Raw genomic sequence first — 14,941 nt, forward strand, 5'->3', positions numbered from 1 at the left:
CCGGTCCGGTCCTCGCTCAGCGCGACATGCCGGCCGTGGCGGACCAGGAGCTGGCCGGACGTCAGCGCTGGGCGAAGGCCGTCGGGGGGACACCCACCGTGGCTGTGAAGTCCCTGACCAGGTGGGCCTGATCGCTGTAGCCGAGATCGGAGGCGAGCTCCGCCCAGTCCGGCTCCGGGTCCGTCCCGGCGCGCTGCAGCGCCTCGTGGATGCGGTGGCGGAGGATGACCCACTTGGGCCCGACCCCCACATAGGCGGAGAACAGCCGCTGCAGCGAGCGAACGGACAGGCCCCCCGCGCGGGCCAGGGCGTCGACCCGCAGCAGCGAGCGGTCCGTGCGTACGAGCTCGGCGAGCTCCGTGGCGAGTTCCGCCTGGGGGTCCGGCGCGGGGAGGAGCGACAGCGCGTACGTGTCCAGCGCCGCGACCCGGGCGTCCTCGTCGGCCGGGTCGAGTACCGTCCGCGCCGTCGCGGAGGCGAGCCGCCCGTGCTCCGGGACGGCCAGCGCCTCGTCGGCGGGGACCCGGCGTCCGGTCCACTCCGACACGGGCCGGTGCGGGGCGAACGGCCGGAAGGCCCCGGGCCGGAACTTCACCCCGCACACCCGTCCCTTGCCCTCCAGCCGCCGGCTGAACATGCCCTGCACGATGCCGTAGACCTCGGCGGAGTCCTCGTACTCCGCCTCGCCGCCCGCCTCCGCCCGCTGGAAGACCAGATGGACGCTCGGGTGCGGCACGACGCGAGAGGTGTACGGCGCCGGGAGGTCCCAGTCGATCAGCCAGTAGTGCTCCAGGTGGGGACGGAGCGCGGGTGCGGGGTCGCGGAGGCGGAAATGCACGCGGGTGAACAGGTCAGGGGCGTCGACGATGCCCCGCGTCTCGCGTCCGGGTCCGGCCATGGCCGGATCCTACGGGGCGTCACTGTCGTGTTTCTTCAAGACGCCGTGGCCTGCCGGGTGCACCGTCGGAGACATGAAGACGATCAGTGAACTCCTCGAGAAGGCAGCCGCGCAGGCGGTCCCCGTCGTGAGGGGCATCGACGACGCCCGGCTGGCCGACGGCACGCCGTGCGGCGAGTACGACGTCCGGGCCCTGCTGAACCATCTCTTCCTCGTGATCGACAATTTCCGGGTCCTCGCGGCCAAGGGGGCCCCTGACTTCAGCGGCACCGACGACGTCGTGACGGGGGACTGGCGCGGCCGGTTCGACGACGGGACGGCACAGCTGGTGAAGGCCTGGGCCGAGCCAGGGGCGGAGGAAGGGGAAGCCGGAGCCATGGCGATGCCGGCCAGGACGGTGGGGCTCATGGTGCTGGGGGACCTGACCGTGCACGCCTGGGACCTCGCCCGGGCCACGGGCCAGGACTTCGTGCCGGACCCGGTCGTGGTGACGGAGCTGGAGCCGGGACTGGCGGCGATGGCCCCGCAGGCGCGGGAGATGAAGGTGTTCGGCGAGCCGTTCCCCTTGGCGCCCGGAGCTACCGCTTTCGAGCGGGTGCTGGCCGTGACGGGCCGCGATCCCGGCTGGAGTCCGGCCGGCCACTGACGGCCGGGGCGCTCCCGGCCGGGTGGGGGGCTGCCGGGTCGGCGTAGAGCCTGCCGAGGCCTGCGTACGCGCTGTCGACGAGGGCCTCGGCCCGCTCCAGCACGTCGCGTGCCGCGAGACGGGCCGCCCTGCGGGTGTACGGCGGCGGAGGCTGCCGGCGCTGCCGCCGGCAGTCGCAGACGGCGTACACCCCGCTCGCGATGACCACCACCGGGACGGCCAGGGTCAGCAGCAGGTCGTCCATGCAGGGGCCTCCTCGGGGGGTCGTGCTCCTTGCATCGGCAGACCCTGCGGTGCGGCTGGAGATCACTCTTCGGCCAATCAATGGCCGAAGAGTGATCTCCGCGCCCCGAGGGCGGCAACTCGGGAGCACCTCCGGGCCGGAAGGGGGCCGAGGGGTCAGGCGCCCGGCTGCCCGCTCCGGTCCAGGCGTATGCGCAGGGCCAGGGCGAACTCCTCGGCCCGCGCCAGCTGGACCCGCAATTTGGCGACCTGCTCGGACGCGGTCCGCTCGTAGGCCCTGACCCGCTCCAGGAGTTCGCTCCGCTCGCCCGCGGTCAGTTCCCCGTCCTCGTCGAGCCGGGTGACCACGTCAAGCAGCCCTCGCATCTCGTCCAGGGTGAAACCGAGGGGCTTCATCCGGCGGATGACCATCAGCCGGGCCACATCCGCCTCGGTGTACAGCCGGAACCCGCCACGGGAGCGGGCGGAGGGAGCCACGAGCCCGGAGTCCTCGTAATGCCGGATCGTGCGCAGGGACAGCTCGGTGCGCGCGGCGACCTCGCCGATCTGCATGTGCTCGTTGCTCACGGTGTCCACGTGCCCTCTCGACTCCCGCCGTGACCACGGGAGGACGGCGTTCCGTCTCTACCCTAACGTTAGGGTAGAGTTGCTCGGCGCCAGCTGTCCGGGGCCGACGATGCCCCCGGCGCGGTCCGGGCCGAGCGAACAGGGCCCGCCCGACCAGGAGCCCGGCCGCCCGGTGGAGCGTGTAGGCGCGTCGCGGCCGCTCGGCGCGAGCCCGGTGACTGCAGCGCACTGTCCGCCCTCATACTTCCGTCCGCCGCCGTGGACGATCCGCGGGATGCCGCCCGGCTCCCCGCGCCCCCGCACGCCCCGGTCCGCCGGGTATGCCCGAGCAACGACAGGTCGCGCCTCCCTTGCCCTCATCCGTACCGTCCCCGGCCGGCAGGCTGCGCGGTTTCCGGCCCTCCTGGCTGTCCCCGAAGGTCTTCCGTACGGAGGCCCTGGCCGGCCTCGTGGTGGGGCTGGCGCTGATCCCCGAGGCGATCTCGTTCTCCATCATCGCCGGGGTCGACCCTGCGGTCGGTCTGTTCGCCGCGTTCACGATGGCCGTCGTCATCTCGGTCGTCGGCGGCAGGCCCGCGATGATCTCCGCGGCGACGGGTGCGGTCGCGCTCGTGATCGCCCCGCTCAACAGGGAGCACGGGTTCGGATACCTGATCGCGGGAGTCATCCTGGGCGGGGTCTTCCAGGTCGTCCTCGGTGCCCTCGGTGTCGCCAGGCTGATGCGGTTCGTGCCCCGGAGCGTGATGGTCGGCTTCGTCAACGCGTTGGCGATCCTGGTCTTCATGGGCCAGGTCCCTGAGCTGAGCGGTGTCCCCTGGCCGGTGTATCCGCTGGTCATAGGCGGGCTGGTCCTGATGGTGCTCTTCCCGAGGATCACCAGGGCGGTCCCGGCCCCGCTGGTCTCCATCGTCATCCTGACCGCGATCACCGTCGCCGCGGGCATCGCCGTGCCGACGGTCGGCGACAAGGGCGAACTGCCCTCGTCCCTGCCGGTCCCCGGCCTGCCGGACGTGCCCTTCACCCTGGACACCCTGACCACCGTCGCCCCTTACGCGCTGGCCATGGCGCTCGTGGGCCTGATGGAGTCGCTGATGACGGCCAAGCTGGTCGACGAGATCACCGACACCCATTCCAGCAAGACCCGTGAGTCGATCGGCCAGGGCATCGCCAACATCGTGACCGGTTTCCTGGGCGGCATGGGCGGCTGCGCCATGATCGGCCAGACCATGATCAACGTGAAGGTCTCCGGTGCCCGCACCCGGCTGTCCACGTTCCTCGCGGGCGTCTTCCTCATGGTGCTGTGCATCGCGTTCGGGCCGCTCGTCTCGCGTATCCCGATGGCGGCCCTCGTCGCGGTCATGGTCATGGTGTGCTTCGCCACCTTCGACTGGCACTCCGTCGCGCCCGCGACCCTGAGGAGGATGCCCGCCGGAGAGATCGCGGTCATGGTGATCACGGTGGCCTGCGTGGTCGCCACCGAGAACCTCGCCGTCGGCGTGGTCGTCGGCTCGGTCACCGCCATGGTCATCTTCGCCCGGAGGGTGGCCCACCTGGCCGACGTCACGTCCGTCACCGACCGGGACGGCGGCCGGATCGTCTACTCCGTCTTCGGCGAGCTCTTCTTCGCCTCGTCCAACGACCTCGTCGGGCGGTTCGACTACGCCGCCGACCCCCAGCTGGTCGTCATCGACCTGACCGCGGCACACATCTGGGACGCCTCCGCGGTCGCGACGCTGGACGCCATCACCACGAAGTACGAACAGCGCGGGAAGAGCGTGGAGATCATCGGCCTCAACGAGCGGAGCGCCGACCTCCACGGCTCGCTCAGCGGCCGGCTCGCCGGGGGCAACTGAGCCTGCGCGGAAGCGATGACGCTCCGAGAGGGCGGTGCGGGAGGCCCCACGACGGCGTGGCTCCGAGGGTCCACGCGAGCTGTGTGCTTCTCGTGAAGTTCCCGGGTGTGGACGGTGTGCGCGCCGCCCCGCACTCATGCCTGCGCGGGAGGGTGGGTTGCCATCAGCTCCTCCGCTGGGCAATGGTTGCCGCTGGGAAAGTGATTTTCGTCCAGTTGGAAGGTGGTGCGACTCGCCGTAGGCGGGTCCCCCCTCATGGCATCTCTGAAGGAACCCATCGCCACAAGAACTCAGCGGGATCCAGCGTCCGATACCGACCTGTGGGGCCAGGCCCCGTACGCCGTGCTCGTCGTCGACACGGCCGGAACGGTCGTCGACCTCAACCCGGCCGCCGAGGCGCTCCTCGGGGGCGCGCCTCGGGGCACCGCACTGACGGAGGCGGTGCCGGCCTGGCTGGCACGTGCCCACCAGGAGGCGACCGGCCCCGCCCGCCGCACGGCGGGCGACGACCCGGCCTCCGGCCCGCACCGCACCGCCTTCCGCGGGCGGATCGGTGCGCGGAGCTTCGAGGCGCACCCGGCCCCGAGCCGCAACGGCGACCTGGTGTGGTGGCTGGCCGACACCACCGACCGGCAGCTCGCCGAGGAGGAACTGGCCGCGGAGCGCGCGCGCACCACCTTCCTGGCCGAGGCGTCGAGCGTGCTCCTGGCCTCCTTGAACACCGACCGCTGCATGCGGGTCACCGCCGAACTCGCCTCCCGGCACCTCGCCGACGCCGCCGTCGTCATCGGGCCCGCCGTGGGGCGGAAGCTGCCCCTGGCGTACGCGGTCGAGGGCCGGGCAGCGGTGCGCGGCACGGTGACGGCGGACCCGGCACAGGTGCCCGGCCTGAGCGAGGCGCTGCAGGGCTTCCCGCCCGTACCCTCCCGGTGGATCGATCCCGCCTCACTGCCGGCATGGCTTCTCCCGGAGGACTTCACCGGCACCGTCGGGTCGGCCGCCGTCACCCCGCTGCCGGGCCACGGGGTCCCGGCAGGGGTCCTGGTCCTGCTGCGCGGCACGGGGGCCACCGAGTTCGACGAGAGCGAAGAGGTCTTCGCCCGGCTGTTCGCCGCGCGGGCCGGCGCCGCCATGTCCGCCGCGCGGCTGTACGCGGAACAGAGCGACATCACGCGGACCCTGATGCGGGACCTGCTGCCGCCCGAGCTGAACCGGGTGCACGGGGTCGAGTACGCCGGCGGCTACCGGCCCTCCGCCGACCGGGACCGGGTGGGCGGTGACTTCTACGACGTACATCCCGGCAGCACGCCCGACGACGCGTCACTGGCGGTCCTCGGCGACGTGTGCGGAAAGGGCCTGGACGCGGCCGTGCTCACCGGCAAGATCCGCAACACGCTCCAGGCGCTCACGCCGTTGGGCGGCGACCACGAGCAGATGCTGCGGCTCCTCAACGGGGCGCTCCTCAACTCGCACCACACCCGCTTCGCGACCCTGGTGCTGGCTTCGGTCCGGCGCGAGGAGAACCGGGTGCGGCTGCGCCTCACGTCGGCGGGCCACCCCGCCCCCCTGGTGATCCGCAACGACGGCCGTGTCGAGGAGATCGGCACCCGGGGGACCCTGGTCGGGGCGCTGCCCCACATCGAGGCCGGCACCGTGGAGACCGACCTCCTGCCGGGCGAGACGTGTCTGCTCTACACCGACGGTGTGACCGAGGCGCGCGGCGGCCCCCTCGGCGACGAACTCTTCGGCGAGGAGCGGCTGATGCGGGCCCTGGCGGAGTGCGGGGGCATGCCGGGCACGGCCGTGGTCGAGCGTGTCCAGGTGCTCGCGTCCCAGTGGCTGAACGACGGCCGGCACGACGACATGGCCCTCGTCGCGATCACCGCCCCGCTGACCACCCATCTCAGCGCGGTGGACGGCCACACCCGGGGCAGGTACACGGCATGAGCACACACACGCTTGCCGCTCCCCGGATGCGCGGCCTGCAGGACCGGTTGTGGACCGCGGTGACCGACCGGGACGAACACGCCGCCGCCTCGGTGGTCCTCACCGCACTGGACGACGGGATCGACGCGGAGACGGCGCTGCTGGACGTCATCGCCCCCGTGCAGGCGAGGGTCGGCACCGAATGGGCCGCCAACCGCCTCAGCGTGGCGCAGGAACACGCGGCGAGCGCCATCGCCGAACGGGTCATAGCCGCGCTCGCCCACCACCCGGCCGTGCGCACCACACCGCGTCTGGGCCGGGTCACCGTGGCCTGTGTGGACCAGGAATGGCATGTGCTGCCGGCCCGTCTGCTGGCCGAGGTCCTCACGCTGCGGGGGTGGCAGGTCGACTTCCTCGGGGCCCAGGTGCCCACGCCCCATCTCATCGGGCACCTGCACACCAACGGTGCGGACGTGGTCGCGCTGTCCTCCTCGATCCCCACCCGGCTGCCCACCGCGCACGCGGCGATCACCGCCTGTCAGGCCGTGGGGGTACCCGTGCTGGCGGGCGGGGCGGCATTCGGGCCCGACGGGCGGCACGCGCGACGGCTGGGCGCCGATGCCTGGGAGCCGGACGCGCGCTCCGCGGCACGCCGGATCGCGGACGGCATCGCGGTGCCGTCCGCCGGCAGGCAGCAGATCGACGACCTGCCGCACCTCGGCGACCAGGAGTACACCCTCGTCGTCCGCAGCAGGCCGCAGCTCGTGCGGGAGGTGCTGGCCCAGCTCGAGACCCGCTTCCCCGCGGCGGCCGCCTACACGGACCAGCAGCGCGAGCACACGGCGCAGGACATCGCCCACATCGTCGACTACCTGGGCGTGGCCCTCTACATGGACGACGACGAGCTCTTCACCGATTTCCTGGCGTGGACCGCGGGCATCCTCGAGGCACGGCGGGTCCCGGCGGCGTCCCTGAAACCGGTCCTCGACGTCCTGGGGCCGGAGCTCAAGGACTTTCCCCGGTCCACCCGGCTGCTCGCCCGGGCGCGCACCGTCCTGGACGCCTTCCTGACAACCGCCGGCCACGACCCCGGAGCTTCCGGATGACCGAACTTCCCTGTCCGCCGCTCACCGTGGAGATCGAGGCCGGCCCGGGTGCCGTACGGCTGCGTCTCGTCGGTGACCTGGACTTCGACTCGAGCGATCTGCTCGTGGAACGGGCGCAGGTCTGCCTTGCGGCCGATCCCGGCCCGCGGGACCTGTTCCTCGACTGCTCCGGGCTGCGGCTGTGCGATTCGATGGGGGTCTCCAGCCTCCTGCTGATCCACCGCGGTACGGCATCCCGCGGTGTGGCGCTGCACCTGGAGAACCCGCCCGCCTTCCTCCGCAGGATCCTGGACGTCACCGGGACGGCGCGGCTCTTCGTCCTCGAGGGAGCCGGCCGGCGGACCGAGCAGGAGGAAGGTACGCCGCCCGCCCCTCCCGGCTGACGGCTGGCGATGACGCCCGAAGGTTGACGCGACGACGTGCCGGCCGGCGGCGGTCACAGAGCGCACCGAGGGCCGCGTCGAGCGTCGGAAAGCTCCGCAGCACCCGGTCCACCCCCGCGGTCCGCAGGAGCCTCGTCAGGGCCGTGCCCGGTGCGGCGATGCGCAGATCCGTCCGCTGGTGCACCTCGATGAGGAGACCGGGGAACGAGGAGTCCGCGAAGGTGATCGCGGACGCTTCCAGTACGACTGTCCCGTGCCCGGCCACGGCCTGCCACATGGCGAGGAAGAGCGGATCGATGCTGTCGGAGTCGAGATCGCCCTGAGCCCGGACGACCCAGTGACCGTTGATCTCCCCCTCGGCCGCCACCACGGGAAGGCCGGGCGACGCGGAGTTGTCGAGGTGCTCGCGGGCCATGCGGGAATTATGCCGACTGCCGGTGACCACCGCGCCGACTCCCTGCCCCGCCGTTCGGTGCCCGCCGTGACGGCCGCTCAGGTGAGGGCGACCAGCGCGACGATGTGTTTGCCGTCGGGGAGATACGTGACGGACACCCGCTTCGCCAGGCGGTGCACCAGGGGCCAGCCGTAGCCACCGACCGGGGCGGCGGACGGATCGCGCTCCACCGTGACCGGTGGCAGGGTGCTGGCGTCGCTGACGGTGAGGAGGAGGCCTTCGTCGGTGATCTCCGTCGTGAATCCGGTCAGCCCGCCGCCGTGCCTGACGGCGTTGGTGACCAGCTCCGACGTCACCAGCAGCGCGTCGGCCACCACGACATCGGCCGGCCCTTCCCCGCCCAGCTCGCAGAAACGCTCCTGCAGGAGCCGGACGACGGCGTCGCGAGCGGCGGCCGCGTTCCGCGGCACGCCGGGCGTGCGGCCCGTACGCACCGGCTCCTCCGGAGCAGCCCAGCCGACGGCGTCATCCGGCCCTTCGACCCGACGCCTGCCGTCCTCAAGCACTTCTCGTTCCCCGTCCATTACCCCCTGCGCCTGCCCGAACAGCCTCCGGTCACACTCCCGGCCGGGAGACCGGCCGACGGCCGGCACCCCCCGCAGGCGCTCAGCATGTCAGCGCCGCGTCCACCGTGTCGGCGAACGTGAAGGCTCCGCCGGTGCCCGAGACCTCGAAGAGCCTGCGCACGCCTGTCCCGAGCGGCCCGGCCAGGACCAGCGCCACCCCCGCCGCTGCGTGGCGGTGCTGTGCGTTCAGCAAGGCATGCAGCGCGGTCGAGTCCGCGAACTCCAGCCCGGACAGATCGGCCACGGTCAGCCGCCCCCCGCTCCCGGCCGCCTCGTCCAGCGCCTCGACCAGGCCGGAAGGGCCCGACCACCCGTCCAGGCTTCCCCGGACACGGATCAGGACGACACCGTCGTCCGTGGCTTCCACGACCACGCGCAGTTCATCCGCCGTCATGGGTACATGTTCCTACACCGGGAAAGAGGCGTGGGAACGGGGCAGGCCCCCCAGGCCGCCGCTTCTTCCCGGGAGCCTCCGCCGCGGAGAAACCGGGGGAACCGCGGAAACCGGAGTGACCGGGGGAACCGGCTGCGGCGTCAGGGCCACACCAGGCAGTACGCCTGGTGGCCCGCGTCGTGCAGCCGGTGGGAGAAGTCCTGCCACTCGTGCAGCAGTTGGTAGACGTTGAACGCGTCGCGCGGGCCGCCGCGGTCCGGGACCGTGGACCAGATGAAGGCCGCCGCGCCGACCGATTCCTCACCGACGTCCCGCAGCGGGTCGACCACCGTCATCGGCAGCTTGACCACGGCGTAGTCGGGATGGAGCACGACCAGCTCCAGCGGGGGCACCTTGTTCAGGGGTATGCCCTGTATGCCGGTGAGGACCATGGCCGCCACCGTCTCGGGCTTGATCTTGCTGAACATGCCGCCCATGCCCAGCTCGTCGCCGCCCAGCTCCTCGGGACGCATGGAGATGGGCACACGTGCGGCGGTGGCCCCGTCAGGGGCACCGAAGTACTTGTAGGTCACCCCCACGCGTCCACTGCTCCTGCTCCCCGAACCGTCGACGCCGCCCGCCCGGACGTCCCGCACGCGCTCGGCCTCGCGCTCGGCCTTACGCCGGTGCCGCCCTCGCCGGGCAGGCTCGGGCCCCAGGTCGTCGGTCCCTTCGCCCACTCCGCCACCGCGATGCATATCTCATCCACCCGACTACTTCTTAGGAGACACAGCCCCGCCGCGCAACCCGATCATCGTCAGTGACCTCCCCCACGGGCGTGCGGTGAAACACCTGTCCGCAAGACCGTCGACGCCTCTGACACCATGGCATGTGTGAGCTTTCCCTATGACGCCCCAGTTTCGCAGACGCGAGGAGACTGACGCCCTTTCGTTGTACGAGCCTCATACGGGGAGAGCGAGCTCCCTGCTCACCGGCGGCCGGGAATTCCGGCCAGGCCCCCCGAAACCCGAATCGCAGATCAGGACCAAAGTGGCGTATTCATACGAAGCCCCAGTTTCGCAGACGCTTTTCGACCGCGCGTCCCTCGTGACGCCCGGCGGCGTGAACTCTCCCGTGCGTGCCTTCCGGGCCGTGGGCGGTACGCCCCGGTTCATGGTGTCCGGTACGGGTCCGTACCTCACCGACGCCGACGGCCGTGAGTATGTCGACCTCGTGTGTTCGTGGGGGCCGATGATCCTCGGCCACGCGCACCCGGAAGTCATCGCGGCCGTCCAGGACGCGGTGGCCCGGGGTACCTCGTTCGGTACGCCGGGGGAGGGCGAGGTCGCGCTCGCCGAGGAGATCGTGGCCCGGATCGAGCCCGTGGAGCAGGTGCGGCTGGTGTCGTCCGGCACCGAGGCGACGATGTCCGCGATCCGGCTCGCCCGTGGATTCACCGGGCGCGCCAAGGTCGTGAAGTTCGCCGGGTGCTACCACGGGCACGTCGACGCGCTGCTGGCCTCGGCCGGCTCCGGGCTCGCCACCTTCGGTCTTCCCGACACGCCCGGGGTGACAGGCGCCCAGGCGGGCGACACGATCGTGCTGCCGTACAACGACCTGGAGGCCGTGCGCGCCGCCTTCGCCGCACAGCCCGGTGAGATCGCCTGCGTGATCACCGAGGCGTCGCCGGGCAACATGGGCGTCGTACCGCCCCTGGACGGCTTCAACGCCGGGCTGAAGGAGATCTGCGCGGCCGACGGCGCGCTGTACATCTCCGACGAGGTGATGACCGGATTCCGTACGTCCAAGGCCGGCTGGTACGGCATCGACGGTGTGCGGCCCGACCTGATGACCTTCGGCAAGGTCATGGGCGGCGGCTTCCCCGCCGCGGCCTTCGGCGGCCGTGCCGACGTGATGGCGCACCTGGCCCCCGCCGGCCCCGTCTACCAGGCGGGCACCCTCTCCGGGAACCCGGTCGCCACCGCCGCCGGCCTCGCCCAGCTGCGGCTGCTGGACGACGCGGCGTACGCGAAGGTCGACGCGGTCTCCGCGGAGCTGCGCTCCCTGGTCGGCGAGGCGTTCACCAAGGAGGGCGTCGCGCACACGGTGTCGGCGGCGAGCAACATGTTCTCCGTCTTCTTCACCGACGAGCCCGTCCGGAACTACGAGGAGGCGAAGAAGCAGGAAGCCTTCCGCTTCACCGCGTTCTTCCACTCGATGCTGGAGCAGGGCGTCTATCTGCCGCCGTCCGCCTTCGAGTCCTGGTTCGTCTCCACCGCCCACGACGCACGGGCGCTCGAGCGGATCGCCGCGGCGCTGCCCGCCGCCGCCCGTGCCGCATCGGAGGCCACCGCATGAGCGGGAACAGTGCGAAGGACATCACCGTCGTCCACCTGATGCGCCACGGTGAGGTGCACAACCCGGACGGCGTGCTCTACGGGCGCCGCGCCGGCTACAGCCTGTCCGAGCTCGGCCGCAAGATGGCCGACCGGGTCGCCGAGCACCTGGAGAAGCGCGACATCACGTATGTCGTGGCCTCTCCGCTGGAGCGCGCCCAGGAGACGGCCACGCCGATCGCCAAGTCGCAGGGCGTGGACCTGGCGACCGACGGGCGTCTCATCGAGGCCGCCAACGTCTTCGAGGGGAAGACCTTCGGGGTGGGCGACGGCGCACTGCGCAAGCCCGAGAACTGGAAGCACCTCACCAACCCCTTCAAGCCGTCCTGGGGTGAGCCGTACATCGAGCAGGTCGTACGGATGATGGGCGCCCTGGACGCGGCGCGTGACGCCGCCCGGGGGCACGAGGCGGTCTGCGTCAGCCACCAGCTGCCGATCTGGATCGTGCGGAGCTTCGTGGAGCGGCGCAGGCTGTGGCACGACCCGCGCAAGCGGCAGTGCACCCTGGCCTCGCTGACGACCTTCACGTACCAGGGCGACCAGATCGTGTCGGTCGGATACACCGAGCCCGCCCGGGACCTGGTGCCGGCGCATCTCCTCGCGGGTGCGAAGCCGGTCAAGGGGAAGTCCAAGGCGTTCGGGGCGTAGCCGCCCGTATGTCGCGCGCCGGGGCTCGTGTTTCCCGCCGTTCTGTATGCCGTGTGCAGCACCTGTAAGGGTCTGTTCACGTAACAACTTTTGTGATTATCGGTGGAACCGTCGTGTTGGTTTCCTCATCTAAGCCATCGCCAGTTTGTATGGCCTTGAGGTAATACGACCGCAGATGGGGACGCTATGCGTGAAATCAACCGAAGGGGCCTGCTCGGGGCAGGGCTCGGAGCCGCAGCCGCATTGTCGATGTCCGGCTGCGGCTCCCTCGGATCGTCGGACAGCCGGGCGGAGCCTGGGAAGAGTTCCAACGGCGGCAAAGGGACGCACGGGAATGGCGGAGGCGCCCCCGGAAAACAGGTGAGACTGATCGGTGACGGCTCCACGGCGGACACCGGAAAGCAGCCGAATCAGCCCGTCGCCCCCGTCCCGCTCGAACCGGGCCAGAAGCCGCCGCAGTTCGTGATCTTCTCCTGGGACGGAGCGGGCGAGGTCGGCAACGGACTCTTCCCGCGCTTTCTCGAACTCGCCAAGGAACACGACGCGGCGATGACCTTCTTCCTCTCCGGGCTCTATGTGCTTCCCGAGTCGAAGAAGTCGCTCTACCGCCCGCCCAACAACCCCCGGGGCGCCTCCGACATCGGCTATCTCACCGACGACCACGTCAAGCAGACCCTGAAGTACGTCCGCCAGGCCTGGCTCGAAGGGCACGAGATCGGCACCCATTTCAACGGGCATTTCTGCGGCGGTTCCGGATCGGTGGGCAACTGGACACCCGCGCAATGGCAGAGCGAGATCGATCAGGCGGTGTCGTTCGTCACCGAATGGCGGACCAACACCGGGTGGGAGGACGTCGAACCGCTGCCGTTCGACTACCGGAAGGAACTGGTCGGGGGCCGTACACCCTGTCTGCTCGGCCAGGACAATCTCCTCCCCACCGCGAAGCAGCTCGGCTGGCGGTACGACGCGAGCTCGCCGGGCGGCAGCCAGATGTGGCCCGAGAAGCGCCAGGGCGTCTGGGACCTTCCGCTTCAGGGCATTCCCTTCCCCGGCCACACCTTCGAAGTCCTCTCCATGGACTACAACATCCTCGCCAACCAGTCGAAGAATTCGACCAATGGCATGCCCTCCCGCTATCCGGGATGGCGCACCCAGGCCACCGACGCGTATATCGCCGGATTCGACCGCGCCTACGAGACGAACCGTGCGCCCTTCTACGTCGGAAACCACTTCGAGGAGTGGAACGGCGGCATCTACATGGACGCCGTGGAGGACGCGCTCAAACACATCGCGGGCAAGCCGGATGTGCGCCTCGTCTCCTTCCGGCAGTACGTCGACTGGCTCGACGCACAGGACCCGGCGGTGCTCGCGAAGCTCCGTACGCTCCAGGTGGGACAAGCCCCCGAAGGTGGCTGGAACACCTTCTTTAAACAGGCTTGACAAGGGGCTTTACGGTCACCGAGGGGGGTGCCCAAGATCCCCGGAACTGCCATGCGAAACTTTTCACATGAGCTCTGGCCGCGTACCCCGACGCCGCTTCACCCTGCTCGCCGCAACCGCGGTGGCCGGTGCCCTGACCCTGTCCGCATGCAGTGGTGACGGCGCCAAGGCGGGCGGCGGCGGCAACACGAATTTCGTCACCGGCAGCGGCGGGATCTCCACCGTCGCCAAGGGCGAACGCACCGACGCGCCGAAGCTGGACGGCACGACCCTGGACGGCAAGGACCTCGCCGTCGCCGACTACAAGGGCAAGATCGTCGTCCTGAACTTCTGGGGATCCTGGTGCGGCCCGTGCCGAGCCGAGGCCAAGCACTTCGAGAAGGTCGCGAAGGCGACCGAGGACCAGGGCGTCCAGTTCGTCGGCGTCAACACCAGGGACCCGCAGAAGTCCCTCGCGGTCAGCTTCGAGAAGGACTTCGGGGTCACCTACCCGAGCATCTACGACCCGACCGGGAAGCTGCTGCTGCGCTTCCCGAAGGGCACGCTGAACCCGCAGGCCATCCCGTCGACCGTGGTCATCGACCGGGACGGGAAGCTGGCCGCCCGCTCGCTCGCCGCGCTCGACGCGGAGAAGCTGCGCGAGATGATCGACCCGCTGGTCGCGGAGAAGTGACTCCGGTGCTCGAACTGGCCGCGGCCGGCGGAAACGAGACGGTCCTCGGCGGAGCTCTCATAGTGGCGCTGCCCATCGCTCTGCTCGGTGGTCTCGTCTCCTTCTTCTCGCCGTGCGTCCTGCCCCTGGTGCCCGGCTACCTCAGCTACGTCACCGGGGTCAGCGGCGCCGACCTGGCCGAACAGCGGCGGGGCAGAACCGTCGCCGGGGCCTCGCTCTTCGTGCTCGGCTTCACCGCCGTGTTCGTGTCCGGGGGTGCGCTCTTCGGCTTCTTCGGCGGGACCCTCCAGGAGTACAGCGGCACGCTGTCCAAGGTCCTCGGCGTCCTGATGATCCTCATGGGGGTCTTCTTCATGGGCCTCATGCCCTGGATGACGCAGCGCGAGTTCCGCATCCACAGACGGCCGGTGACCGGACTGGTGGGAGCGCCTCTGCTGGGCGCGCTCTTCGGCATCGGCTGGACCCCGTGCCTCGGCCCGACGCTCGCCTCCGTCAACGCCCTCGCCTTCGACCAGGCGACCGCGGGCCGAGGCGCGATCCTGTCCGTGGCGTACTGTCTCGGACTCGGTGTCCCCTTCGTCCTGGCGGCGGTCGCCTTCCGTAAGGCGCTCGGAGCGTTCGGCTGGGTCAAGCGCCACTACGCGTGGGTCATGCGCATCGGCGGCGGCATGATGATCGTGACCGGACTGCTCCTGCTGACGGGTGCCTGGGACGTGCTCATCCAGGAGATGCAGGCCTGGTCCAACGGCTTCACTGTAGGGATCTGAGT

Annotated in this window: 17 protein-coding genes; 10 read left to right on the plus strand and 7 right to left on the minus strand. The window is 70.8% G+C overall.

Annotation, left to right across the window (positions count from 1 at the left end):
• Nucleotides 1-61: 61 nt before the first annotated feature.
• Nucleotides 62-898 (minus strand): DUF6597 domain-containing transcriptional factor, encoded by an 837-nt coding sequence (locus tag ACIQM3_RS32500; RefSeq protein ID WP_401630741.1) that lies wholly within the window; start codon nucleotides 896-898, stop codon nucleotides 62-64.
• Between the two features lie 73 nt (nucleotides 899-971).
• Between ACIQM3_RS32500 and ACIQM3_RS32505 the strand changes: the two genes are divergently transcribed.
• On the plus strand, nucleotides 972-1,544 hold the full coding sequence (locus ACIQM3_RS32505) for a TIGR03086 family metal-binding protein (RefSeq protein WP_401630743.1): 573 nt from the start codon (nucleotides 972-974) through the stop codon (nucleotides 1,542-1,544).
• Here ACIQM3_RS32505 and ACIQM3_RS32510 read toward each other — a convergent pair.
• Together ACIQM3_RS32510 and ACIQM3_RS32515 are read right to left on the minus strand one after the other, a co-directional pair.
• Nucleotides 1,477-1,788, minus strand: a complete 312-nt coding sequence (locus tag ACIQM3_RS32510) for a hypothetical protein (RefSeq protein WP_401630745.1) — start codon at nucleotides 1,786-1,788, stop codon at nucleotides 1,477-1,479. The genes ACIQM3_RS32505 and ACIQM3_RS32510 overlap by 68 nt on opposite strands.
• 155 nt (nucleotides 1,789-1,943) lie before the next feature.
• On the minus strand, nucleotides 1,944-2,354 hold the full coding sequence (locus tag ACIQM3_RS32515) for a MerR family transcriptional regulator (RefSeq protein WP_401631246.1): 411 nt from the start codon (nucleotides 2,352-2,354) through the stop codon (nucleotides 1,944-1,946).
• 320 nt (nucleotides 2,355-2,674) lie between these two features.
• Between ACIQM3_RS32515 and ACIQM3_RS32520 the strand changes: the two genes are divergently transcribed.
• From ACIQM3_RS32520 to ACIQM3_RS32535, 4 genes are all read left to right on the plus strand, one after another.
• The gene (locus ACIQM3_RS32520; RefSeq protein ID WP_401630747.1) at nucleotides 2,675-4,207 is read left to right on the plus strand and encodes a SulP family inorganic anion transporter; all 1,533 of its coding nucleotides are present in this window, start codon (nucleotides 2,675-2,677) and stop codon (nucleotides 4,205-4,207) included.
• A 255-nt stretch (nucleotides 4,208-4,462) separates the two neighbouring features.
• Nucleotides 4,463-6,154: a SpoIIE family protein phosphatase gene (locus ACIQM3_RS32525; protein ID WP_401630749.1), complete on the plus strand. Its 1,692-nt coding sequence runs from the start codon at nucleotides 4,463-4,465 to the stop codon at nucleotides 6,152-6,154.
• A complete protein-coding gene (locus tag ACIQM3_RS32530) occupies nucleotides 6,151-7,239 on the plus strand; it encodes a B12-binding domain-containing protein (protein WP_401630751.1) in 1,089 nt (362 codons plus the stop codon). Before ACIQM3_RS32525 ends, ACIQM3_RS32530 begins: the two co-directional genes overlap by 4 nt.
• The gene (locus ACIQM3_RS32535) at nucleotides 7,236-7,622 is read left to right on the plus strand and encodes an STAS domain-containing protein (RefSeq protein WP_401630753.1); all 387 of its coding nucleotides are present in this window, start codon (nucleotides 7,236-7,238) and stop codon (nucleotides 7,620-7,622) included. Before ACIQM3_RS32530 ends, ACIQM3_RS32535 begins: the two co-directional genes overlap by 4 nt.
• Here ACIQM3_RS32535 and ACIQM3_RS32540 read toward each other — a convergent pair.
• The 4 genes from ACIQM3_RS32540 to ACIQM3_RS32555 all read right to left on the minus strand — a co-directional run bounded on the left by ACIQM3_RS32540 (nucleotide 7,534) and on the right by ACIQM3_RS32555 (nucleotide 9,773).
• Nucleotides 7,534-8,037, minus strand: coding sequence for an STAS domain-containing protein (locus ACIQM3_RS32540; RefSeq protein ID WP_401630755.1), 504 nt, complete (start codon nucleotides 8,035-8,037; stop codon nucleotides 7,534-7,536). The genes ACIQM3_RS32535 and ACIQM3_RS32540 overlap by 89 nt on opposite strands.
• Nucleotides 8,038-8,114: 77 nt before the next feature.
• Entirely contained in the window at nucleotides 8,115-8,582 is a 468-nt protein-coding gene (locus tag ACIQM3_RS32545; RefSeq protein ID WP_401630757.1) for an ATP-binding protein, read from the minus strand.
• 100 nt (nucleotides 8,583-8,682) lie between these two features.
• Nucleotides 8,683-9,036 (minus strand): STAS domain-containing protein, encoded by a 354-nt coding sequence (locus tag ACIQM3_RS32550; RefSeq protein ID WP_401630759.1) that lies wholly within the window; start codon nucleotides 9,034-9,036, stop codon nucleotides 8,683-8,685.
• 140 nt (nucleotides 9,037-9,176) lie between these two features.
• Nucleotides 9,177-9,773, minus strand: coding sequence for a hypothetical protein (locus ACIQM3_RS32555; RefSeq protein WP_401630761.1), 597 nt, complete (start codon nucleotides 9,771-9,773; stop codon nucleotides 9,177-9,179).
• A 292-nt stretch (nucleotides 9,774-10,065) separates the two neighbouring features.
• On the opposite strand from ACIQM3_RS32555, the gene hemL reads away from it, so the two are divergent.
• The 5 genes from hemL to ACIQM3_RS32580 all read left to right on the plus strand — a co-directional run bounded on the left by hemL (nucleotide 10,066) and on the right by ACIQM3_RS32580 (nucleotide 14,939).
• Nucleotides 10,066-11,373: a glutamate-1-semialdehyde 2,1-aminomutase gene (gene hemL / locus ACIQM3_RS32560; protein WP_401630763.1), complete on the plus strand. Its 1,308-nt coding sequence runs from the start codon at nucleotides 10,066-10,068 to the stop codon at nucleotides 11,371-11,373.
• The gene (locus tag ACIQM3_RS32565; RefSeq protein WP_401630765.1) at nucleotides 11,370-12,059 is read left to right on the plus strand and encodes a histidine phosphatase family protein; all 690 of its coding nucleotides are present in this window, start codon (nucleotides 11,370-11,372) and stop codon (nucleotides 12,057-12,059) included. Before hemL ends, ACIQM3_RS32565 begins: the two co-directional genes overlap by 4 nt.
• Nucleotides 12,060-12,245: 186 nt before the next feature.
• Nucleotides 12,246-13,499, plus strand: coding sequence for a hypothetical protein (locus tag ACIQM3_RS32570; RefSeq protein ID WP_401630767.1), 1,254 nt, complete (start codon nucleotides 12,246-12,248; stop codon nucleotides 13,497-13,499).
• A 67-nt stretch (nucleotides 13,500-13,566) separates the two neighbouring features.
• Nucleotides 13,567-14,172, plus strand: coding sequence for a TlpA family protein disulfide reductase (locus tag ACIQM3_RS32575; protein ID WP_401630769.1), 606 nt, complete (start codon nucleotides 13,567-13,569; stop codon nucleotides 14,170-14,172).
• 5 nt (nucleotides 14,173-14,177) lie between these two features.
• Nucleotides 14,178-14,939 carry a cytochrome c biogenesis CcdA family protein gene (locus tag ACIQM3_RS32580; protein ID WP_401631248.1) on the plus strand — a complete coding sequence of 254 codons (762 nt, stop codon included), beginning with the start codon at nucleotides 14,178-14,180 and terminating at the stop codon, nucleotides 14,937-14,939.
• Nucleotides 14,940-14,941: the final 2 nt, after the last annotated feature.

The organism is Streptomyces sp. NPDC091271 (assembly GCF_044757505.1).
Taxonomy (GTDB): Bacteria; Actinomycetota; Actinomycetes; order Streptomycetales; family Streptomycetaceae; genus Streptomyces.